Source organism: Shewanella sp. 38A_GOM-205m, assembly GCF_000518445.1.
GTDB lineage: Bacteria > Pseudomonadota > Gammaproteobacteria > Enterobacterales > Shewanellaceae > Shewanella > Shewanella algae.
Genome location: NZ_JADP01000007.1, coordinates 123,684 through 147,277, shown reverse-complemented (window position 1 = coordinate 147,277; position 23,594 = coordinate 123,684). Strand labels below are relative to the sequence as shown.

General features: G+C 53.8%; 19 protein-coding genes. 4 read left to right on the top strand and 15 right to left on the bottom strand.

The genetic code is table 11. The annotated features are described in order from the left end of the window. Window position 1: 1 nt before the first annotated feature. The 4 genes from N512_RS0108840 to N512_RS0108825 form a co-directional block, all read right to left on the bottom strand. Window positions 2-2,170, bottom strand: coding sequence for a TonB-dependent receptor plug domain-containing protein (locus tag N512_RS0108840; RefSeq protein ID WP_028780089.1), 2,169 nt, complete (start codon window positions 2,168-2,170; stop codon window positions 2-4). Window positions 2,171-2,390: 220 nt separating this feature from the next. Then, window positions 2,391-3,083, bottom strand: a complete 693-nt coding sequence (gene yjjG / locus N512_RS0108835; RefSeq protein WP_028780088.1) for a pyrimidine 5'-nucleotidase — start codon at window positions 3,081-3,083, stop codon at window positions 2,391-2,393. An 85-nt stretch (window positions 3,084-3,168) separates the two neighbouring features. Further along, the gene (locus tag N512_RS22640; RefSeq protein ID WP_223828871.1) at window positions 3,169-3,654 is read right to left on the bottom strand and encodes a DMT family transporter; all 486 of its coding nucleotides are present in this window, start codon (window positions 3,652-3,654) and stop codon (window positions 3,169-3,171) included. 18 nt (window positions 3,655-3,672) lie between these two features. Then, complete coding sequence (locus N512_RS0108825) at window positions 3,673-4,188, bottom strand: DMT family transporter (RefSeq protein ID WP_197021444.1); 516 nt, start codon at window positions 4,186-4,188, stop codon at window positions 3,673-3,675. Between the two features lie 173 nt (window positions 4,189-4,361). Here N512_RS0108825 and N512_RS0108820 point away from each other — a divergent pair, with 173 nt between their 5' ends. After that, on the top strand, window positions 4,362-5,255 hold the full coding sequence (locus N512_RS0108820) for a LysR family transcriptional regulator (RefSeq protein WP_028780086.1): 894 nt from the start codon (window positions 4,362-4,364) through the stop codon (window positions 5,253-5,255). 154 nt (window positions 5,256-5,409) lie between these two features. Here the strand turns inward: N512_RS0108820 and N512_RS0108815 are convergent, their stop codons facing one another. From N512_RS0108815 to N512_RS23745, 11 genes are all read right to left on the bottom strand, one after another. Then, window positions 5,410-6,573 carry a VWA domain-containing protein gene (locus tag N512_RS0108815; RefSeq protein WP_028780120.1) on the bottom strand — a complete coding sequence of 388 codons (1,164 nt, stop codon included), beginning with the start codon at window positions 6,571-6,573 and terminating at the stop codon, window positions 5,410-5,412. Next, window positions 6,561-8,870, bottom strand: coding sequence for a DUF5682 family protein (locus N512_RS22635; protein WP_037474557.1), 2,310 nt, complete (start codon window positions 8,868-8,870; stop codon window positions 6,561-6,563). The genes N512_RS0108815 and N512_RS22635 overlap by 13 nt, the downstream gene beginning before the upstream one ends. Before the next feature lie 27 nt (window positions 8,871-8,897). Then, window positions 8,898-9,977 (bottom strand): ATP-binding protein, encoded by a 1,080-nt coding sequence (locus tag N512_RS0108805; RefSeq protein ID WP_028780085.1) that lies wholly within the window; start codon window positions 9,975-9,977, stop codon window positions 8,898-8,900. A 4-nt stretch (window positions 9,978-9,981) separates the two neighbouring features. Further along, the gene (locus N512_RS0108800; RefSeq protein ID WP_028780084.1) at window positions 9,982-11,451 is read right to left on the bottom strand and encodes a DUF5691 domain-containing protein; all 1,470 of its coding nucleotides are present in this window, start codon (window positions 11,449-11,451) and stop codon (window positions 9,982-9,984) included. After that, window positions 11,445-12,824: an SWIM zinc finger family protein gene (locus N512_RS22630; RefSeq protein WP_051472724.1), complete on the bottom strand. Its 1,380-nt coding sequence runs from the start codon at window positions 12,822-12,824 to the stop codon at window positions 11,445-11,447. Before N512_RS22630 ends, N512_RS0108800 begins: the two co-directional genes overlap by 7 nt. A 306-nt stretch (window positions 12,825-13,130) precedes the next feature. Beyond that, window positions 13,131-13,613: a very short patch repair endonuclease gene (locus tag N512_RS0108790; protein WP_028780083.1), complete on the bottom strand. Its 483-nt coding sequence runs from the start codon at window positions 13,611-13,613 to the stop codon at window positions 13,131-13,133. Window positions 13,614-13,643: 30 nt separating this feature from the next. Next, window positions 13,644-15,248, bottom strand: a complete 1,605-nt coding sequence (locus N512_RS0108785; RefSeq protein WP_028780082.1) for a TIGR02391 family protein — start codon at window positions 15,246-15,248, stop codon at window positions 13,644-13,646. Between the two features lie 10 nt (window positions 15,249-15,258). Further along, a complete protein-coding gene (locus N512_RS0108780) occupies window positions 15,259-16,428 on the bottom strand; it encodes a DNA cytosine methyltransferase (protein WP_231473548.1) in 1,170 nt (389 codons plus the stop codon). Window positions 16,429-16,746: 318 nt separating this feature from the next. Next, window positions 16,747-17,811 (bottom strand): phosphotransferase enzyme family protein, encoded by a 1,065-nt coding sequence (locus N512_RS0108775; RefSeq protein WP_028780080.1) that lies wholly within the window; start codon window positions 17,809-17,811, stop codon window positions 16,747-16,749. Continuing rightward, complete coding sequence (locus N512_RS0108770; RefSeq protein ID WP_028780079.1) at window positions 17,804-18,739, bottom strand: NTP transferase domain-containing protein; 936 nt, start codon at window positions 18,737-18,739, stop codon at window positions 17,804-17,806. The genes N512_RS0108775 and N512_RS0108770 overlap by 8 nt, the downstream gene beginning before the upstream one ends. Window positions 18,740-18,850: 111 nt before the next feature. Beyond that, on the bottom strand, window positions 18,851-20,257 hold the full coding sequence (locus N512_RS23745; RefSeq protein WP_028780078.1) for a hypothetical protein: 1,407 nt from the start codon (window positions 20,255-20,257) through the stop codon (window positions 18,851-18,853). A 230-nt stretch (window positions 20,258-20,487) separates the two neighbouring features. Here N512_RS23745 and gmk point away from each other — a divergent pair, with 230 nt between their 5' ends. The 3 genes from gmk to spoT are packed head-to-tail and all read left to right on the top strand — an operon-like array spanning window position 20,488 to window position 23,586. Then, window positions 20,488-21,111: a guanylate kinase gene (gene gmk, locus N512_RS0108760; protein ID WP_025888535.1), complete on the top strand. Its 624-nt coding sequence runs from the start codon at window positions 20,488-20,490 to the stop codon at window positions 21,109-21,111. Between the two features lie 59 nt (window positions 21,112-21,170). Next, entirely contained in the window at window positions 21,171-21,452 is a 282-nt protein-coding gene (gene rpoZ, locus N512_RS0108755; RefSeq protein WP_025010112.1) for a DNA-directed RNA polymerase subunit omega, read from the top strand. Between the two features lie 25 nt (window positions 21,453-21,477). Further along, complete coding sequence (gene spoT / locus N512_RS0108750; protein WP_028780077.1) at window positions 21,478-23,586, top strand: bifunctional GTP diphosphokinase/guanosine-3',5'-bis pyrophosphate 3'-pyrophosphohydrolase; 2,109 nt, start codon at window positions 21,478-21,480, stop codon at window positions 23,584-23,586. Window positions 23,587-23,594: the final 8 nt, after the last annotated feature.

Sequence of the window (23,594 nt, the reverse complement as noted above, 5' to 3'; positions counted from 1 at the left end):
ATCAGAACACCAGTTTCATGCCGGCATAGATCTCTCTGCCACGCAGCGGGCCATAGATGTAACCCACATCGAAGGCGCCTTCGGCGTCATAGAACAAGGGGCTTTCCTCGTCACCTGCCTGGGTATAGTCAAACAGGTTGCTGACCCCGGTATAGAAAGACAGGTTGTCGTTGAACTGATAGCTGGCACGCAAGTCCAGGGTAAAGTAGGACGGCGCATCGGTACGCTTCTTCGAGTCGGGATCCACCTTACCGTTGGCATCCAGGCGGTTGTAACCTTCATAACCGTACTGCGACAGATCGCGGCCGCCAATCCACACCAGGTTGGCGAAAAATTCCCAGTCGTTGACGTCCCAATCCACGCTCAGGGTCACCCGTTCCTCGATAGGTGCCACGGCATAGGAAGACTTGAATACCGAATCATAGTCGAAGTGCTCACCTGTGAGGTTTATCGTCAGGTCATCGGTCAGGCGATAGCCCAGGGCGATATCTGTGGTCACCACACTGGCCTTCTCATCCAACTGGGTCAACAATGGGATCCCTTGGTCGTTGGTGGTCAGTGCCGCCAGATGCTCGACTTCGGTCCAGGCCACGGAGGCGGTAGAGGTGAGTCTGTCACCCTCGTAGCTCAGGGCATAGTTCACCGAGTTGGAACGCTCCAGCTCGTCGATATCGATATCAAACCCCAATGAGCCATCCAGAATGCCGTGATCAGTCTCGAAGAATGACAACGGCGCCCGATAGCCACGGCCGGCAGACAGACGCGAGGTCCACAGCTCATTGTGACGCAGGCGGATATCCACTCTGGGCGAGAGTATCGACTCGTCCAACTCTGTGCCCGGCTTGCTGGGGTCGGTAAAGTCGGCAGTGATGCTGTCGTAACGCAGCGCCATGGCGACTTCGAGGGCATCTGTCACCTGCCAGGTATCCTGCAGGTACAAGCCCTTGACGTCATAGTCAAAAGAGTCGGAGACATAGTCAGGGTTGGCGCTGCCGGCGCGGGAGTGGGAGCGCATCTCTTCGGTACGCAGATCGGCGCCGAAGGTCAACAAATGGCTGTCGTTGAGCAGGTAGTTGAATCTGGCGTCGAAGAACCACATCTTGTCATCGGCGGTATAATCGAACCCCTCGTAGAAGGAATCCTGCTTGTGCTCGGCATAGCTTACCGCCAGGTGCATGTTCCAGTCGTCACTGAACTCCTTCAGCCAGGCAAGCGATGCCTCGTTGCGCTCTGTCTTGATCCACTCTGTGGTTTCCCAGGCCTTGCCCTTGTAGCGCTTGCGGATATCACCGTCTTCAAACAGCTGCTGCGGCTCACTGGGCTTATCATCAAAACCTGAGAGTACACTGCCTATGCTGGAAGCTGTGCCATCGGCAAAGTTGCTGCCCAGCATGGGGCCACCGAAGATCTCCGACTGGATATTGGCAATTCGCAGCACCAGGTTGTCAAAGTCGCCGATATCCTGGGAAATTCTGGCGGTTACGCTGCGGTTTTCCTGCAATGGCGCCTCGTTGACCTTGTTGTCATCGGCGTCGAACTGATCTCTGTCGTCATACTGAGCCACCAGCGTCGCCCGGGTGCGGCCGTCTTCACTGACGCCCTTGCCGAGGAAGCCCACTTTGCGATAGCCATTTTCACCGGCGGCGATATCCAACTCGGCACCGTTTTCGGTCGGCTCATAGCTGATGATGTTGATGGTGCCGCCAATCGCCTCAGGGGCAATCAGTGAAGCCCCGGCACCGCGGGCCACTTCGATGCGTTCAATCCCTGTGGTAGGAATGGCATCGACGGCGTAATAACCGGAAATCATGGTATGCACCGGCAAACCATCCACCAGAATCGTGGTTTGCTCCCCTTTCATGCCGTTGAGCATGATGCGTTTCACACCACACATGGAGCATTCGTTGGAGACTTTTACCCCGGGAGAGTTATCTATAGCTTCCGACAGGTTAACGGCATTCTTGTTTTCTATGATGCTGGCGTCTATCACCTCTGTCTTCATTATGGTGTTGGCCAGGGTGCCGGCTTGCTCCAGCCGCTGCCTGACCCCTACCACACTCAAGCGCTCCATGTTTTCTGCAGCCGGCTCCTGCGCTTCTTCTGTTTCTGCCGCCATCAACTGCGGGCTCAACAGAGCCGCCAAAACAACTGCCAGATAAGTCGGTTTCACTCAGATATCTCCCCAAATCAACAAAGTTGCGTAATATTATACGAATGAGAATAATTATCAATTGACTTGGATCATGTTTTTAACAGCCGCTCTAAAGGTGTATCAGCATCCCCTAAAGGTATTAACTGGTGGACGGCGGTTTTTCTCGGCAGTGCAGAAATGCCCAAGGCCCGCATAATGGCGGGCCTTGGGTTTAAAAATGCTTTGAGTAAGATGCGGATCAGCTACAGAGTTGCCTTTGCAGTTCACTCAGTGAACGCACCTCGATATGGGGCTTAATCCCTTCGGGTGCCGCCTCACCCTTAACGTTGAGCCAACAGGTATCCAGACCAGCCTGAAGGCCGCCGAGAATATCCGAATGGGGGTTGTCACCCACCATCAATACCCGCTTACGCTCGGGTTGCTGCATCTTGGCCAGCGCATGCTCGAAGATACCCGGATCCGGCTTGGCCAAGCCGACCTCTTCTGAAATAACCAACAGATCAAAGTGTTCGGCAAAGCCGGTCTTTTGCAACCGCACCTGCTGCAGCTCGGTAAAACCATTGGTGATAATCCCCAAGCGGGCACGGCCCTTGAGGCTATCAAGCAGCTCGGCAGCACCGGGAAGCGGCTCACAGATATCGGCCATTGCCGTCATAAAGGCGCTGTTGAGTTCAAAAGGTGTGCGCCCGAGACGTTTGGCCCAATGGCTGAAACGGGTCAGCTGCAACTCGCTGGCGCTGATCTTGCCGTCCTGGTAGGCCACCCACAGCGGCGCATTGGTTTGCTGATACTCGGCATAGTCGGCATCGCTGAAATCCACCCCCTGACGGGAAAACATCAACTTGAGCCCCCGCGGCGCATCGAACTGAAACAGGGTTTCATCGGCATCAAACAATACCCACTGGTAAGCCTGACTATTAGAGTACGGCATTCTTCTCTCCTGTTTCCCTATTCTTCTTTAAACCAAAAGCCATAGCCCGAAAACATAGCGTTATACAGGACACAAGTTGCGAATTTTACGCCTTGACGTCGGCGGCGTCCAACCCGCTGCCGACTCGACGGGTTTGCGCCTTGGCCGCCAGGCGCTGCAGTATCACACCAGCCAGGATCAGCGCCGCACCCAGCCAGGCCTGCCAGCCCAACTCACGGGAAAGGCTGTCGAGCCAGACACCGGTCAGCATCTGTCCGGAAATCACCAACAGGGCACAGGCCATGGCGCCAAGCCTGGCCAGAGCCCAGCTGCTGGTCGCAACAAACAAGGCGCCTATCACGCCGCCGAGCCAAGTGTAAGCCGGCGTAGCCTGCAGCTGCCATACTGCGCCGCCCTGAAACAGGGTATAAACCGCCAATACCAAGGTCAGCAGTAAAAAACCCAATAGGTGGTTCAGCAACGATGCCTGCAGCGCGCCTTTATTTGCCGCCAGTGCACCGTTAAAACTGCGGCTCAGGCTGACCATGACGCCGTTGGCCAGCGCCAACAACAAAAACAGTGACAACATCATCTTATCCCCAGGTAAAAATTAAGCGTGAGCGGAAAATATCAGCAACAGCGCCCCGGCCAGTACCAGCAGTAATGCCGGCCACTCGAGTGGATGCAGTTGCCGCTTTGGCAACAACCACCAGCCTCGAGAATCACTGATGGCGCCGAACAGTAACTGCCCCAGCAGCAGAAGTGCCAGGGTTCCGCCCAGCCCCAGGGGAGAGTTGACGCAGATGGCCGCCAGAATCACAGTCATGGCGCCGGGCAGACCGCCAAGCCAGGCCCAAAGTGGCAAGGTGCGCTTTGGCTGCTTATTCTGCTCAGGCCCCCCTGGCGATGGGGCTACCTTTCGCCTTCCCATAAATAGCCATAACAACAGGGCGGTCAACGCCCCGGCACCATGGGCTATCCAGGAAGCCAGCAGGGGTGAGCCGGCCGAGGCCAACTGGCTGTTAAGCTGGATCATCAGCGCCAGTAAGCCACCGGCAATGAATGCCACCAGGGCGGCTCCCCAGGATAGCGGCATATTGGATTCTCGGTTGCGGCTGCCTTGCATCTCTCTTCTCCGGCGTGTGCGAATCAATCTTGGCCAGCCAATGGCGGGCATTATTCGGGCTCGACAGGGCGTCTGTCGCCGCCCTTCAAGCAGACGCCACTCTACATTGTTTTGCCATTTAGGATAATTACCGATAATGTCGCAATACAGTTTCCAAGAACTCAACTATCAAGATGGATCACTTCAATGCCCTGCCGGTGTTTGTCGCTGTGGTGGAGTCCGGCAGCTTCTCGGCCGCTGCCAAGCAGCTCGGCAGCAGTAAGTCGGCAATCAGCAAGCGAATAAGCCAGCTCGAAACGCGCCTCGGGGTGCAACTCCTGTACCGCACCACACGTTCGCTCAGCCTGACGGAAGCAGGCGAGCGCTACTATGACTCTGTGCGCCATGCGGTGCGTTTCGCCAGGGAGGCGGAAGATGTCATAGGCGAGCTGCAACACAGCCCCAAGGGGCTGCTGAGGATGTCTGTGCCCATGGTGTATGGCCGCCGCTATGTCGCGCCGCTGATGGCTGAATTTCTGCAGCGTTTTCCTGATATTCGCCTGCAACTTGAGTTGAGCGACAGCCATACCGATCTGATTGCCGAAGGTTTTGATCTGGCGCTGCGCATTGGTGAACTGGCAGATTCCAGCCTGGTTGCCAAGCGCATCGCGCCATGCGAGAGTTTCCTGGTGGCCGCCCCCGAGTACCTAAAGCGCCACGGCACCCCGCAAACGCCAGAGCAGCTCGGCCAACACAACTGTTTGTTCTATTCGCTGTTTCGCGGTGGCAGCGAATGGCGCTTTCAAGGCCCCCAGCAGCAATCGGGCGGCGAAGTCAGAATCGAGCCCAAAGGCAACTTCGAGGTCAATAACAGCGATGCGATTCACAGCGCGATTCTCCAAGGCCTGGGGATAGCCAACATGCCGGACTTTATTGTAAGAGGTGATATCGCCAAGGGCCGCCTGGTCGCCCTGATGCCCGAGTATCGGCTGCCCCGACACGCTATTTACTGCGTCTACCCCAGGCGCAAGCACCTGCCGGCCAAGGTCTGCGCCATGATAGATTTTTTAACCGCGAAGCTACCGTGATGGCAGCATGAAAGACAGTGGCCTTGTCCGAGGTGCAGGTGACGGATCCACGAGTAGCGCCCAGCTTGTCCTTGGCTGTGATGTGAGATAAGGGAAAGCTTCGGCCTGAACCTTGGATTAAAAAAGCAGGCATCAGCCTGCTTCTTCATGGTATTTACTCAGTCGCTCTAACCGTGGCTATGCCGGCGTCTGCCGCCCATTGCAGCACATCCTCCCTTTTTAGCGCCGTGGCCATCAACTCGGGAAATTTGTCCGGCGTACAGGCAAACACCGGGCTGCCGATGGCGGCAAAATCCGCGGCCATTTGGTTGTCATAAGCCGGACGCCCATCGTCGCTCAACGCCAACAGGGTGATCACATTCACTTCACGGCGCAGCAGTTCAGCGACCCGAGCCTTAAGCTCCTTTTCATTGCCCCCTTCATAGAGATCCGTGATCAGGATAAGGTGAGTCTTGGATGGGCGCTCAATTTTGTCGGCGCAGTAAGCTACCGCTTGGTTAATATCTGTACCACCACCCAGTTGCACGCCAAACAATACTTGCACCGGATCGGCCAATTCATCAGTAAGGTCCACTACCGCAGTATCAAAACACACCAACCGGGTTTTCACCGCTGGAATGGAGGCCATCACAGCCGCAAAAATGGAACTGTACACCACAGATGTCGCCATGGAGCCGGACTGGTCAACGCAAAGGATCACCTCGTCCAGATCCACCTGTCGCCGCTGCTTGCGGGTATAGCCCACCAGTTTTTCGGGCATCACAGTGCCAAGCTCAGGTTGATAGTGACGTAAATTGGCACTGATGGTTCTGTGCCAGTCGATATCGGCATGACGGGGACGAAAACTGCGTTTGCTTTTATCCACGGCACCACGAATAGCCTCGGCAGTTTTTTGTTCCAACCTGGCCAGGAGTTCATCTACCACCTTGCGAATGACCTGCCGCGCCGTTTCCATGGTTTGCGCCGGCATCATGCCCCCGAGGCTGACGAGATCCGCAACCAAGTGCACATCGGCCTCCATAGCTTGCAGGAACTCGGGCTCCATCAGCATCTGTTTCAGGCCCAAGCGCTCGAAGGCATCCCGCTGCACCAACTGCACCACAGATGCCGGGAAAAATTCGCGAATATCCCCAAGCCAACGCGCCACTCTGGGTGCTGAGCCACCCAAGCCCCCGCGACGTGTATCTGAATGTTTTCCGTCACCATAGAGTGCCGACAACGCCTCATTCAAACGTTTGTCGCTGCCATTGAGGGGCGCCTGTTCCAATTCTGCGCCAAGGGCCAGTTGCCAGCGACGCTGTCTCATCAATTCATCCATTGATTGTCTCCTGCAAGCAACTTGCCCAGCCCTTCCAGATGGGCAGACCAGAGCGGTACCAAGGCATCATTAACGGAATACTCAGTGCCTTTTGCCACAGCTTTGGCATTGAGACTATCCAGCAGTCGGCGACGCTCCATGGCATCCAACTCGGCAAATACCCGCCGCAGCAACGGCAGACTCTCGACAAACGCCTCTTCCTCAAGCGATAACAGCCAATTGTCCACCGACTGTCGCAACCTGGGGTCGTAAAGCAAGCGTTCGGCAGCCCCGCTGAAGAAGCCCTCGAAGAACCCCTTGGCTTCGGCAATCGGATTGGCCGGTGACAACATTTTCGCCATCAATTGAGCCAGGTAGTCTTCATCCAGGCGTTTGGCCTGATACAGCAGGCGACAGCACAGCCCGCGGACTCCCGCATCACATAGGCCAGTATTGACCACTTCGATTAACGCCTGCCACCAGCCCTCCATGACAGAATCTGCCACTTGTGCCAACTCCAACTGGGCATGTGCTCTGCCTACGGCCAGCCGGTAATGATTACTTTCGTCCTCATTTAACTGGCGAACAGCAATGGGCAAGGATAAAGATGCCTGCACCGCCAAGCGTTCAATCAACTCATTAACATGGGCCAGCGACAGGTTTCTCGAGGTACCGTAGCGGCTGATATCCACCAGAGGAGGCAAACAATCCAGCAGATCCAAGCCCTCGGCTGTGTGTGCTGCACGCTCGGCCAACAGTTCGAAGCCCAGCTCTACCGCTCGGGGCAATTCAGCCTCCAAGGCCTCCAACACCAGGTTTGCCAACTCACCCAGTTGCCTTTGCTCCCGCATGCGCTGGATAGTACGTTCGGCTGCCGCCTGTACCAGTGAACTGCCATAGATTTGATTTTCAACCAGTTGCACCGCAAACTCAGGTTGCCAGGCGATCACCCAACGCTCACGGAAAGTTCCTCGGCTGGCGCCGGCACTGCCCTGCTCGCCCCAAGGCACATCGAGCAGCCTCAGGCGATGCAAAAACCAGGATTTCAGCTGGCCCGACTCACTGCGCAAGTCGAGAGAAAGCTCCCGCGGCAAAGCCTCGCTCTTGAGACGGGTTTTCTTTTGCCAACGCTGCAAGTCATCCAAGAGGGGGGCCAAAGGCACATCTGCGGGTATTTCACCGACCCGGGAGCCGAGCAAGAGTTGCTGCGAAATCTGTTGCCACCACCTGGCTTCTCCGCCGCACATAGTGGCTATAGATGCATCCCGCGCCTCTTCGAATCCAGGACTGGGACGAGCGCGAATGGCCGCCAGACTATGACACAGGCGCAGGGTCTCAATCACAGCGGCGGTTGAAACCATTAGCCCGGCCGCTCTCAACATGTCGGCAACCTGGGTTAGCCAGCGAGTCAAAGATACCTCGTCATAACCGTGTTGCCACAGGTGGCTGTACCACATGGGCGCGGCCACCCCGGCTCCATAGCCAGACTCACTGGCGAGCCTTGGGCTGGTCCAGGGGATCCAGGTTGAGCTCACCCGCTTGGGCGCCAGTTTTGCCGGGAGGCTCTTCAATTGTGCCTTATCTTCTTTCTGGCTAACCTTGGTCTTCAGCCCCGGCAGATGCCAGGCACCGCAAACCACAGCGATTGGTCCCGCGTTTTGTTTGGCCGCCTCGGCAATTTGCAGCCGCATAAAGGCTTCTCGCTGGGCTTCTCTCAAGCTGTCGTTGGGCATGGCACTCCTGAGCTCGGCCATGGCCTGGGCCAACGCATCAAACAGCTCAGGATCGTCATCACTGCCCTGTTCTATGACATGATTCCACCAACTTTCACCGTCCTCATAACCGGCAAGCAAGGCCAGTGCTGAGACAGGATCCTGACGGAGCCGGCCCTCGTAAGGCGCGGGGGAATCTTCAGGAAGAGAGGCTAAATCTGTATCGTCAGCCTCTGTTGCTGTATCGTCATCATCTTCCGGCTCAGGCTCAATATCCTGCAGCCTGGATGCCAACTGCACAGATACAGGCAAATCAATAAAACGCACCTCGGTATTGGTGTTCAATGCCCAGAGGCACGCCTGATACTCGGGCGAGTATTCGGCAAAGGGATAATAGAGGCTGTGGCCTGTTTCATCGGTGACAAATGACAAGAGAGCCACCGGCGGTTTCATCTCGTCACTGGCCAAAAATGGCACCAGTTCACTGCAATCAGCCGGTCCTTCTATCAGAACCAACGTCGGTTTCAGCCGCTCCAGCGCCGCCACCAGCCGCCGGGCCGAGCCCGGACCATGGTGGCGAATGCCAAAATAATGGATATTTTTCATGAGCAAGTGTTCTCTGGCGGTCACGGCTCACAGCAGTTCATTGATGCTGTGGTAATAGGAGCTGTAATCACTGCGTTTTTTCAGCACAGTCTCGAGATACTCCTCGAGTACCAACTTGTCCTGCACAGGGTCTTTCACTATGGCTCCCACCAGATTGGCTCCCACGTCAGCAGCTCCCAGTTGACCATCGCCGAACCAGGCTGCCTGACTCAAGCCGCCAACCATCACGGCAATAGCCTCGGCAGTGGACAGATTCCCCGAAGGCACCTTGAGCGCCATCTTGCCATCCAAGGTAGCGCCGCTTCTCAGTTCGCGGAAGATAGTTACCACTTTCTCAATTTCACTGCTGGCACTGGCGGGCACCGGCAGTGACAGGCTTTGACCCATCTCGACCACCCGGCGACGAATGATCTCTACTTCTTGCTCCATATCATCGGGTAGCGGCAACACTACGACGTTGAAGCGCCGCTTGAGTGCCGAAGACAGCTCATTCACACCTTTATCGCGGTTATTGGCGGTAGCTATGATGTTGAAACCACGCTTGGCAAACACAGCATCGTTCAGCTCGGGCACCGGCAACATTTTTTCAGACAATACGGTTATCAGGGTATCCTGGACATCCGACCCCATGCGGGTCAATTCCTCCAGACGGCACAAGGTACCAGACTCCATGGCCCGGAACAGTGGTGTCGGCACCAAGGCGTCCTTACTGGGGCCTTTGGCAAGCAGCTGAGCATAGTTCCAACCGTAACGAATTTGGTTTTCATCTGTGCCTGCAGTGCATTGGATCACCTGGGTACTGTCGCCCGAAATAGCCGCAGCCAGATGCTCGGACACCCAGGACTTGGCGGTACCCGGTACCCCAAGGAGCAACAGCGCCCTGTCAGTGGCCAAAGTCGCAACCGCTGTTTCGATAAGGCGACGATTGCCTATGTATTTGGGGCTGATAGACACCCCGGAATCCGTAGTGCCACCGAGTAGATACTTGACCACACTTTTAGGCGTCAGTTGCCAATTCTCAGGCTTTTGGCCATGATCTTCTTCTTTCAGAGCATCCAGCTCGGCTTGATAAATGACTTCCGCCGGTTGCCTTAATACGTCACTCATCTTTTCATCCTTCTCGTTGCAAACTTACGTTAAATTTCAAATAGTCGAGTATTGGGTGCATGGGCGATATCCCCAGCGTCTTTGTCTCGGCCAGCAGCCACTGAGCACACTCGAGGTTCAGGCACAAACCCAATTGCTGCATCACCCAAGCGAGTTGCCGTTCCATCTCGTCCGCATCCTTGGCTTGCACTAGGGTTTTAAGTTGTTTAAGCAGTTCAGCCGTGGCCTTGCAACGGCTGAACTCTGCGACACTCAGCCAGTGCCATTCACTGCTAAATAGTGCGTACGGAGCATTGGGGAGCAGATCGCCGGGAGCCTTGGACAGTAGCGTCTGAGCCAGGTTGACCTTGGCTTGCTCGTTTAACCTGGATACCAATAAACCCAGTTCAGCCATGGGATTTTCATTTTCCTCAACGGCCCAATCGAGCAGCCGATTGGCCACCAACAACACCTGTTCCTCGGGTAAGCTGGCAGCAACATTCAGCAGCAAAGCCTGATTGGGGCTATTGAGCCCCTTACCGGCGTTGTCGGCAAAGGACCACTGGCACAAAAGCTGCTCCAGACTCATGCCCAGCCCAGTTGCCAGCAAAGGCAAGGAAATGCTCTTCAGTGCGGCGCAGCGGTCACGATTCTGGACACTGTTTTTCAGCACAGGAGCAAGCAGCACAGTTTCGCGCCGTAGCAGCCCCCGAGGTTTCAGTGACAGCCAAGTTACCAGCTCTGTGAGTGTCTCATCTTCCGCTTGCTGGTTGCCCTGACCTAAGCGCATCTGCAATTGATTGGCCAGTTCCTTCACTTTCTGGGATCTGTCTTTTTCCAGAGATACCAATAAGGGCAAGTCTGCCGAGCTCAGTCCATCTGCCAATACCTGATAGAGATTCAGGCGTTTATCGGCGGCTTCCGAGGCGGCCATGCTTGCCAGCAAATCACGAGCGGCATCCGGCGACCGGCGCCGCAGCAGCCTAAGCGCAGCCAGCCTCTGTGCCGGGCTTTTATCGGGCCAGCTCTCTTCGGTAAGCGGTTCATCCCTGGCATCGGTAACCCAGCAAACCCAAGGTTCAAACTCAGGCGGCAGCTCTGCATCCTGTCGACCGGGCAGCCAGTCTTCGGGATGAGGGGAAAAACCACGACTCACCAGCAGCGCCAACAGCGCCTGATATTGACTACCGGATGTGGTGGTCAGCGCCAGTAACTGCCTGAATGCCGGGCGACATTGGCCGGGCAATAGGGATAGACTCAGTTGCGGCAAGCCGGGCAAGGTTTTAAGCGCCCCGGGGGGATGGGGTTGTTGCAACAGGGGATACTGGCTGCAATAGGCCAGCGCCATCAAGGTGCGCTCGTCATCGTCGGCATCGGCGGGCACTGTCCAGTGCTCAGGAAGCAAAACCGGCGCGCCGCCATCACCTATCAACCAACGCTGCTTGAGTTCGTCAATCTGCGCCAGATCCTGTTCCAGGGTTTCAGCATTTAGCATGAGATCACCCCCCAGGCACTGGTACAAACAGACAGAAGCTCGGCTCCATCACCACGCCAGCAGACAAAGGCCCCTTGCAAGTCTCCCTGTGCCAAGGGTGGCAAGTCTCTCCCCTTCACCGGAATTAGCTGCTCCTCGACACTGAGCCAATAACCACCGTCCTCTGCCTGCTGCAAACGGCAAGGGCCCAGCACCAAGGGCACTGAAGTTTCCCATGGCAAGGTGCGCCGCAGCATAAACAAGGCTTGCTCTGGTGTCACAGCCGAGGCTGCGGGCCAGGATACGGCTTCTGGTGCCAGAATCTGGTACTGGGTCAATATGGCGCGCTGCGGCGCCCTGGAGGGATAAAAGACCAGTTCCCCTTCAAGCAAGGTACCGGCCCTGAGGCTGGCCTCACGTTTGCCTGCCGTGGCTGGATAATAGTCGAGCAACATGGCGCCTGAGCTACACTGGCCATCCAGTGGCCAAAGCCAGGTCGCATGGCTAACCAAACCGTCCCGTCGGGTTTCGATACGCTCACCAAGACATAACCAGCGGCCACTGATCCCGGCGGCGACATTGGCCAGCAGCTGTTCTCGATTTTCCGCCCAAACCAGCGCCCGGCGAACATCGGGATCCTGCGGATTGATTCGCCAAGCCCGGGAAAGCAAGACCCAGATCCCCAGCTCTTCTATCAGCCGGGCCAGTTGCAGCTCAAACGGCAGTCCAGCCAACAAGGACGGTAATTCATCGACTCGGGATGCCAAGGCACTCGCTTTAGCATCCACCAACCTTGCGGCAATGCGTCGAACCCTGGGGCGTAAATCCTTAAGCAGTCCGGAAAGACCGGTTCGCTGTTGATCGCGGATCCACAGCTCAAGCTCGGCCAACCCTTCACGTATGCTTTGCTCGCTGGCTTGCTGCGCCGCCAAAGCCCGCTTTTGCTTTTGCGCGGCATTCTTGGCGAGTTGCTCCGGGCTGAGCATTGGTTCTTCGTTACCGGCGGTGGCGATATTCTTCGCCACCGAGGGCTTGTTATCCTCAGTTGCGGTGGCAGAACTGCGACGACGACGGGACAACCATTCTCCAACCCAATCAGGCGGGGTTGACTCATTGAAGCTGTCTTGGCTTTCACTGAAGATCCACATCAATGCAAGCACATGTTTACACGGGAATTTTCTAGATGGGCAGGTACACTTGTAACCATGGTCGACCACATCTGCCATGGTGAGGTAGGGATTGGCACCCGATCCCTGGCACTGCCCCCAAATACTATTGAGTTCAGAGGCTACGCCCAACATGGGCCACTTGGATGTATTGAGCAGCTTTTTGGCAGCCCCCAGAGATGACTGATCCGGGGCCAGGTCCTGCACTACCTGTAATGGGAGTTCCATTTCCAGTCCTTGTTCTCATGCCCGCCGCCAACGAATGAGGAGCAGACAAAGACGTCCTATCCTATTGGGCTAAAGACAAAAGCCCTTCAAATTCAAGTGCGAGATTCTGCCTGAATTAGACTGGAAAAGAAATTGCCTTTACCCGAATGGCAAGAGTTTTAGATAAGCATTTGATCTTAAGCACAGCAAAGGAAGGTGCGAACACTTGCCGACCCATGTCAACGTCATGATCGACTTTTTGCAGTAAAGAGCAGGGGAAAATGTGTGAAGAAAACAACCAGGATTGAGAGGGTTTTGAAGCCAAACTCAGGATTTTTGTACTGTTTCAACAGGAGGTATTTCAAGATAATGGATATCTGAATGTAACCACTGAATAACTGTCTGAATGACTTCGGCTTCGGCTTCGGGCCGCCTTTCCTTACCCTTGATAGCACACTCCCACAGCACCAGAACCCGCCAACCGAGCTCACGCAGCTTGTCCTGTGCCGCCAAGTCCCTGGCTCTGTTGCCCAAGAGTTTGCTCCGCCACCACTCAGGCCCTCTATTTTGAATGGACGATGATCTGGGAAATTGAAAATAACGGCACTGATGCATATGCCAGAAACAGCCATTAACCAAAATAATGGCGTGATACTTGGGCAAGACCAGATCCGGCTTTCCCGGCAAGCGTTTTTCATGCAAACGAAAGCGGTATCCCAATGCGTGGAGCCGCTTTCTCAACCACATCTCAGGGCGAGTGTCCTCACCCCGAATGCAGGACATTTGTTGGCTTTTACTAAGAGATTTCATTAAACCGAATTGACTTACAAGGAAGATGAATTACTCTACAGAATCTTCAATCCTTCTATCGACTCTGGAGAGCAAATAAGAAGTTAGACTTAATATATCTAAACAATCTTTTTCTGTAAAAATTCTTGGAACAATACTATCAATCGGCGCATGCGAAATTGGGTTCCTATATCCACGAATCAATCCTCTCGCCATAGCCTCCTGTCCATCCTGCATATTTTTACCTGTAACAGTACTTACATCAGCAACCTTAACCTTGGCATTATTACCAAAACATTTACCAGTTAATTCAACACCATCATCATTAAGGGATGTAATATTTCTCAAATGTTCACAAAATATTTTAACAGCAGCATCAGCTGCCTCACCATACTGTTCATTCTTATAATATAATGCGACTCTATCTCTTATATTTTCATTGAGATGTCTCCAATGAAGATCGGGGTATTCAGGAACAAGCTCATGCAGAGCTTTAACTACAGATTCAGCATGTTCAAAAGTTTCATCAGATGTTACGACATCAACTATCTTCTTAGTATTTTTTCTTGTTTCAGGTTTCATCGTTGGATACCAGGATTCTACATCAACCCCAGTTTTTTCTTTAACATTCTGATTATTAAAATCTTTTCTACGCTTACGCCAGTCACTGCTAATTTGCGAAAGCATTATCTTTAGGCTTTCCCTAAACACTGCCATTTCATCGTTATCCCAGTTGATAGACTGTCTATTCGTAGAAATTACATCATCTTTTATCTGATCAATGAAATCTGCATTAATCCAACCAGTCAAGTATTGATAAAAATGACTTGAAGAACTATCTGAAAAATATTCAGGCAAGTTAACCATTTTATTTCTTGAAAAAATTGTAACACCACGAAGCCCCGTCGAAGGAGGTATTGGTGTTTTAGATGTAATTATTTTGCCAATCACCTCAGAATAACTACCACTTAAAAAATCTTCCACATTCCACTCAAACTGCTTTTCAATGGTCGAATATCGCCTAGAAAAATCAATTTCAACCGGCTCTTCATCATTCAATTTAATATTGATTTTAAATTTACTATCTACATTAAATATTCTTGACAAGCTGTCAGCAAGAGATACAACATCAAATGCACTCTTTCTTTTTAATTCTGAAAGCTTAATTTCAGTACCATCAGGAGCCGTTGTAGGATGATCAACTTTACTAACATTTGGCTTATATGTATCACTAGAACCAAGAAGAGCCTCCCAAGATAACTCAAAGGAGTTTAACAAACCTCCTTTGATAGTTCTAACCGTGATTTTATTAGCCAAACCGAATAAAGCAAGTTTTCCTAATCCTTTCTTGCCTGTAGCTAGCCTGCCAAACTTTTTAGTTCTAATATCGCCTACTTCATCTCTGCGATTTCGACCAATAACCAAGAATTTTGTTTGGATCTCCTCAAGAGACATTCCCTCACCATCATCTTTTACGGTGATAGATTTAGGGACACCTGATGATTGCACTAGTTTGATAGTAACTTCACCAGAATCAGCATCGTAGGCATTGGAGATCAATTCCGATAAAGCAGGAGGAAGAGTGGAATACATCTTCACGCCAAGATGTTCTATCGTTTTGGGATCGAATCTCATCTCCAACGTCGTGTTTCCCATACCGTACCTCCTACTTCAAAATGTCTGCAATATGATTGATTAAGTTAACACCCAATGTGACAGGTACAGCATTACCTATCTGCCTTGCTTGCTGAGTGGCATTACCGTAAAAAATAAAGTTATCAGGAAAGGTCTGAAGCCGTGCTGCATGGCGCATGGTTATGCCGTGGTTTTCCCACAAATGAACAAATCTTCCCTTCGAGGGATTAATGCATCCGGTTGTCACAGTATTTGATGGAAGATGAATCATCATTCGTCCGTATACATCTTTGTGGCCATTGTGTTTTTCATGGCATCTTAAAATGCGATTTGAATCGGCACGGCTGCCGTTCACTGGCGTAGACCCAAAAACCTTTACCATATCTTCCGAATGCCCCATATGGAAATTCAGTGGATCGTTCATGTCTAACTTGCCGCCAAATTCCAGATTTGCCAAGAGATTATCAGTTTCTTTTTTCGAAAGTTTGGTCTTCTTCGAAAAATACTCGGGCCAATAGCGATTAAGGATAGCTTTCGGTGGTCTTTCAAATACACAGGAAGCTGTTCGCCAAGATGGTCCAAAATCAGCCCCCGGCGCAAAATGAGTGGGGCTTGGGGGAAAGTAAACCTCTTCAAATTCAAGGTCATTGCGAATCCCCAGTATGAACACCCGTTTGCGATTTTGCGGAACACCATAGTCTCGCGCATTCAGCAAATCACAAAACTTAATGGTGTAGCCGTTCTCCTCTGCATTTTTCTTCAATGTTGCAAGGTAAGATTCATGACGTTTCCACAGGAGGCCTGCCACGTTCTCAATCAAAAATATCTTGGGTTGAAGTGAATGAACAAACTCATAGTATTTAAGCAGCAGGCTATTGCGAGGGTCGTCAACACCGGCGTTATTAATCCTGTGAGTAGAGAAACCTTGGCAAGGTGGCCCACCAAGCAGGAGATCAAGCTCTCCCGGTTTGACACCTACTTCCAACATGAATTGATCAAGGTCGGTAATCAGATTTATGTCTGTGTTATAGACCTTGGTAGTGTTGCTGCCAAATGTCTTTTTGATGTTTTGTTCATAAGTGTTGGCAGCAGCGGAATCAAATTCAACGGCAGCCAAAACATCAAAACCGCATTGAAGAGCCGCCAGCGAAAACCCCCCAGCCCCGGAGAAAAGGTCAATAGCAGTCAGTTTATGGCTCATTTTGGGGGAATATCCAACTCAAAAATCCTGCAATTATAAGAGAACAACTTCAGCCTTCACAGCCAAAGTAATACTTATTTTTCTCCGGTATCTTCTACGGCTGCCATTGCCTGATTGATGCTGAATGTGCCTGAACAACCAAGTGTAACAATACTGTTGTTTTATCCGCAGCTCGACTCTGAGGTCGCCTTTATTCAACTTTTAGTCAAATGTTTGCCAATGAAAGTTCCTGGAGGTCAAAATCACAATTAGTGAGTAAAGCACACCACTTCACTACCTCATTGAATTACAGATTCCACACAGCAGAAGATAATACCCTCAAACCAAACACGCCTTTAGGGCCTCGCTTTGCTGCAATAAGCTGAGATAGAGGGTGAACTGGTTGGCGGCTCTGTCCAGGTTGTGGCCTTCGCGATGGATATGAAAATACTTATCTCCCAACAGATAGTCGGTGAGGAAACGCACACCTATCATAAGACAGATCACCCGCGCACCCAGCCATAGGCTCTGGCGCTCCAGTGGCGTCAACACCTCGCCCAGCTCTGCCAGGTAACCCCGGCAGATGGCGGCAAACACTTCGGGCCTGACTCTGACCTTATCGAGTGCGGTGGAGTCTTCGGCCTCGGGCGAGCAGAAGGTGCGCACCATGTCACCGAAGTCATACATCAGGAAACCCTTCATGCAGGTGTCGAGATCTATGATGGCCATGCTGGACATATCACGCTTGTCGAACAGCATGTTGTTGATCTTGGTGTCGTTGTGGCAAATTCGCAGCGGCAAACCGGCACAGGTATCTTCAAGCTCCGCAAGCAGAGATTGCTGGGACAAGGCCAACTCGGCCCACTGCCGACAGTGCTGCAGGCGCCCAAGCGGGTCCTCGGCAACTGCCTTGGAAAGCGCTTCGATTCTGCCCGGCAGATGGTGAAACAGAGGGATCACATCTTCCAGTTCATGGGGGTCTACTTGGCTCAAGGCGCGGGCGAAATGGCCAAAAGCACGCGCCGCCTGTTCGGCCTCGGCCTCAGAGCGCACCACTTCGATGCTCTGACTGAAAGGCAGATAACTGATGGCGCGCCAGAATCCCTGTTCACCGAGATCCACCGCCAACTGCTGCTCGCGGGTCATCACAGGCCTTATCAGCTGCAGTTGATAGCCGCCTTCAGCAGCACACTGACTCAAATGCTCGCTGACCTTGGCCGCATTATTGACCAAGGCGTTGGGCGCGCGAAATACTTGGGTGTTGATCTTTTGCAGCACAAGTTCGCTATCGGCGCTGCGGATCAGAAAAGTGTCGTTGATATGGCCATTGCCCAGTGGGCTGATTTTGGCATTGTCAGGGATCCCGAAGTGAGGCAGCACCTGCTGCCGGATAAGCTCAAGCACCCATTAACTCCTGTAATTGCTGTTTCACCCGGGCGGCGTCCTGGGGATATGTAACTCCCAACCAGGCCTCGCGGGCGGTTTCCACCCTGACACTGCGGGTGGCAAGGTTTTGCTGTTGTTGGCACGGCTCTGGGTCTGGCTGCTCAATTGCATTTTGCACTATCGCAGGCAGATAACACTCGGCTTTAAGATCATCGCCATGGGTTGCCAAAAAGCGTCTGAGCCCCTGCTCCAGTGCGGTAAATATATTCGCCGAAAAGCCCCAGCAGGTCATGGATACCAAGGCATCGGCGGCTATCGGCCGGCGTTCGCCCTGAAGCTCTCCCTCAAGGCCATGGGTGCCTTGACGAATATCGAGCCACTCCTGCACCGAAGTCAGGTAACCCTTCCCATTGACCTCACACAGGCCACGATTCACCCCGCCATGCTCGGACAAGGTCAGTCCCAGCGGCCAGGCCACCATCATCCATTCATTGGGATGTTGCCTAAGCCCCTCGGCCAACTGCACAAAGGCATGATCGCCATAATAATCATCTGCGGTGATCACTGCCATGGGGCCATCGACCAGATGCCTGGCACTCCAGAGGGCATGCGCCGTGCCCCAGGGTTTTTGCCTGTTACTGTGGCGCTTTGTGATATCCCCTGTCTGCCTTGCCGATACCGGCTGTGGCAGATCGTCCAGCGTCTGATAACAAAGGTGCCACTCAAACCCGGAAGGCAGGAAGTCGCTTAACTGGCGACAGATCTCGCTTTCAAGCTCAGGGCGGATAACCAACACAGCGCGGGCAAACCCGGCCTTGATGGCCGAGCCTAACGCCAATTGCAGCATGGTTTCCCCATTGGGCCCCAATGCCGCCAACTGTTTATCACCGCCAAAACGGCTTCCCAGCCCGGCGGCCATAATCACCAGAGTTAATTTTGTATCCATAAACTGTCGAATATGCCGCGAAGAAAGCCGAGCCGAAAGAAGCGAGGCAGTATAACAGAATCACGGCTCTGATGAACCAAAGCTGTGGTTAACCGTGCGCCAACATGCGCCCTATTCAATAAGCTGCCGGAAGGCAGGAACAGAACCCAATGCCGCTTGACTGCCCTTAAGGCTGAAGTCATAACCGCAGAGCTTAACCGAGCCCCGCCGCGCCATATCCTGAACAATCACCTGACTATCCAGAGGGCTGAAGGCTGCTTCGACCTTGCCGTTATCGCCGATAACGACCGACATGGGCCGATAGCCAGTGCCATTGTTGAACACCAGCTCGGCGCAGCGGCGATCGCCCTTGGCGGTAGCCAGATCCCACAAGGGGCCAGGGGCGTCAGTATCGCCAAGCCAGCTCATACGCAGCAAGTCGCCATCGAGCGACAGGCTGAAGCTGTCCGGCAGGCGCACAGTCACCCTGTCGGAAGTTTCGGCCGCAATCTCAGTAGTCTCACGGCCTGATGCGTCATTAGGCTCAGCCTGAGGCCACAGCAGCCATATGATCAATCCTAAACCAAACAGCGCTGTGACCAGCGCGGCTATGGCAAGGCCCTTACGCTGGGCGGCCGAGAGGCTGCCAAGCCGCTGCCAAAGTTGCAATATGGCATCGCGCCAGGAGAGCAGCAACACAGACAAGGAGCCGGTGCGGTCGACCTCATCATCATCAACCCCAGGCTCAGCGCTATTGACCTTATGGCGGGCTTGCTTATCTGTATGCCAGCCAGGCTCTGTATCTATCGCTGAGATATCGCCCTCGGTCGGCGCCGAGTCGAAATAACGGCTGCGGCCAGGTCCATAGGATATGGCTTCATGACTGATATCATGGTCGCTATTGGCGGCAGCAAAGCTTGCCGGCTCAGGCGCTTGGCTCAGAGGGTGCCCAGGCTGCTGCCCCGCGGCATTGTATCCGGCGCCGCTGTTATGCGGTTTGTTATCATCGTGGTCGCTGCTCTGATAAACGTGATCATCTGAATAGCCTTGAGCGTGGTTATCTGCATAGCCATGAACATCACTGCCCAGGGTTGGCTCAACCCGTCTTATCTTGCTCTTACGCTCGGCGCTCAAAGGCACAGGGCCACAGTATCCCTGCACATAGTCTCGCTTGCTGCGGGCGCCGCGGCCGCGATTCCCACCAGGCAACAGCGCCAAACCTGCATGCAGCGCCAAAGCCAGCACCAGGGCACCTATCAGATAACTGCCAGCCTGGTCGGTACTCAGGGCCAACAGCAGAATAAGCCAAGGCAGCAGGGCTATCAGTGACAACCAGGGGTTACGGCCGCCATCACCCAAGCGACGACGGCAACTGAGCAGTAGTACGGGCGCCAGTAAAATCCCGGGCACCCAGATGAAACTACCGCCGCCAAAAAGCAACCCCAGCACGAGTAACAAAAGATAGACGGCGCCACTGATGGCCGCGTGTCGCAGACCATTGTCGTAACCCTGAATACAGATGAGCGATTTATACAGCACAGAACCCCTTAAAAAATCGACCGACTTATTGATGGCAGCCTAACGAATTTGATGGCAATTGTCAGCGCCACTGGCATGGCAGCATTGCCTGCCTATATAATAGCTGCCCTTAAGGAAGCTGCTTTGAACACCTGTAGCTGGCGCAAGCCAGAGTGCCGACAGGGCATAGTTCGCAGCTTCCCTCATCAGCCACCGGCTTTTTACAGCCAAAGACTTGGAACCCAAATATTATGAGTGCACGCGGAAACCTTTTTATTGTCTCGGCCCCCAGTGGAGCGGGCAAATCGTCACTGATTGCAGCCCTACTGGCCAATAAACCGGCCGACAAACAAGTTTCCGTATCGCACACCACCCGCCAGCCCCGTCCGGGAGAGGTTCACGGCCAGCACTATCATTATGTGTCGGTGGAGGAGTTCAAGGCGCTGATTGCCGAAGAAGCCTTCTTCGAGTGGGCCGAAGTCTTCGGTAACTTTTATGGCACTTCCCGCAAGGTCATTGAAGAGACGCTTGAACGGGGCATAGATGTATTCCTGGATATCGACTGGCAGGGTGCCCAGCAAGTGAAGAAACTGATGCCCGAGGCCATCGGCATCTTTATTCTGCCACCGTCCCGCGAAGAACTGGAGCGCCGTCTGACCGGCCGCGGTCAGGACAGCAGCGAAGTCATCGCCTCCCGCATGGCACAGGCAGTGTCAGAAATGTCGCACTACAAAGAGTATGATTTCATCATAGTCAACGACGATTTTGAGACTGCACTGGGGGATCTGAGTGCGATCATTCGCTCGCAACGCCTGACTCGTGCTAGTCAAATTAATACTCACAATGATATGCTTAAGGGTCTGTTGGCAGATTAATTGCCTTCGTGTACAATTTTGCGTCATTTTTTCCATTCAAATCACTGGAGTTTCAACACATGGCTCGCGTTACTGTAGAAGACGCCGTTAAACAAATCGGCAACCGTTTTGATATGATCATGGTTGCGGCGCGTCGTGCCCGTCAGATCGCCGTCCAGGGTAAAGATCCTTTGGTTGAAGAGCAAAACGACAAACCCACTGTTATCGCACTGCGCGAAATCGAACAGGGACTGGTTAACTCAGCGACTCTGGATGCCGATGAGCGTCAGAGCGTACGTGAGCGCGAAGCAGCTGAAATTGCTGCCGTGGCAGCGATTGCAGAAGGTAACTCTTCACTCTAAGGCATATTCTTAGGAGAACAGCCACTTGTATCTGTTTGAAGGTCTCAAGGAGTCTGCCGCCAGTTATCTGGAGCCGGAGCAGGTAGAATTACTCAAGCAGGCCTATCAGGTGGCGCGTGATGCCCATGAAGGGCAGATGCGCACCAGTGGCGAACCCTATATTACCCATCCGGTTGCGGTTGCCCGCATCCTGGCCGAAATGCGTCTCGACCACGAGACGCTGATGGCCGCCCTGTTGCACGACACCATAGAAGACACCCAAGTTACCCATCAGGATCTGGCCGAACTGTTCGGCGCCTCGGTGGCGGAGCTGGTGGAAGGTGTCTCCAAGCTCGACAAGATCAAATTCCGCGACAAGAAAGAGGCCCAGGCGGAAAACTTCCGCAAGATGATGATGGCCATGACTCAGGATATCCGGGTGATCCTCATCAAACTGGCCGACCGCACCCACAATATGCGCACCCTGGGCGCCCTGCGGCCCGACAAACGTCGCCGCATTGCCCGCGAAACCCTGGAAATTTACGCCCCCATCGCCAACCGTCTGGGTATTCACAATATCAAGACAGAGTTGGAAGATCTCGGCTTTCAGGCCTATTACCCCATGCGCTATCGGGTACTCAAAGAGGTGGTTCGTGCCGCCCGCGGTAACCGCAAGGAACTGATCCAAAGCATAGAAACCGCCATTCGTACCCGCCTGGAAGATGTGGGTATCAAGGGTAAGGTCAAGGGCAGGGAAAAGAACCTCTATTCCATCTACAACAAGATGCGCAGCAAAGAGCTGCAATTCCAGGAAGTGATGGATATCTATGCCTTCCGCCTGATAGTGGACTCCATAGATACCTGTTATCGGGTGCTCGGGGTGATGCACGGCCTCTACAAGCCGCGTCCGGGCAGATTTAAAGACTATATCGCCATTCCCAAGGCCAACGGCTATCAGTCGTTGCATACCTCGCTGTTTGGTCCCCATGCGGTACCGGTGGAAATTCAGATCCGTACCGAAGACATGGACCAGATGGCCGATAAAGGGGTTGCTGCCCACTGGATGTACAAGAGTGGCCAGACCGGCGCCTCGGGTACCACTACCCAGCTGCGCGCCCGCAAATGGATGCAAAGCCTGCTGGAACTGCAGCAGAGTGCTTCCACCTCGTTTGAATTTGTTGAAAACGTCAAGACAGAGCTGTTCCCGGAAGAGATCTATGTGTTCACTCCCGAGGGCCGCATTCTGGAACTGCCGGTAGGCGCCACCGCGGTAGACTTCGCCTATGAGGTGCACACAGATGTAGGCAACACCTGTGTCGGCGCCCGGGTCAACCGCCAGGCCTACCCCCTGAGTCAGCCACTGATTTCCGGGCAAACGGTCGAGATCATCACCGCCAAGGGTGCCCGCCCCAACGCCGCCTGGCTCAACTTCGTGGTTACCGGCAAGGCCCGCGCCAAAATCCGTCAGGTGCTCAAGAGCCTCAAGCAGGACGAAGCCAGCACCCTGGGTAGGCGTCTGCTGAACCATGCACTGGGCGAAACCAAGCTGGAACAGATAGATCCGGCGCAAATAGACAAAGTAGTCAAAGACACCAAACACGCCGATCTGCAGTCACTGCTGGCCGACATAGGTCTTGGCAATGCCATGAGCATAGTCATAGCCCAACGCCTCAAGGGCGACAAGATAGAGCCGCAGAAGCAGCATGATGAGCACAAGCTGATGCCGATCCGCGGCGCCGAAGGCATGCTGGTTACTTTCGCCAACTGCTGCCGCCCCATTCCTGGGGATGCCGTGATTGCTCACGTGAGCCCGGGCAAGGGCCTGGTGGTGCACATGGAAAACTGCGCCAACATCCGCGGCTATCAGGGCGAGCCGGACAAGTATATTCCGGTGCAGTGGGATGCCGTCGATGGCGTCGAATTCCAGGCCAACCTGAGGGTCGAAATCGTCAACCATCAGGGCGCGCTGGCGAAGATCACCAATATCATTGCCGCCGAAGGCTCCAATATTCACAATCTCAGCACCGAAGAGCGCGATGGCCGCGTCTATCTGATCAACCTGCGCATCTCGGTTCGCGACCGGATCCACATGGCAAATGTTATGCGCCGAATCAGGGTACTGCCCGAGGTTCTGCGTACATCCCGTAACCGTTGATAACAGAA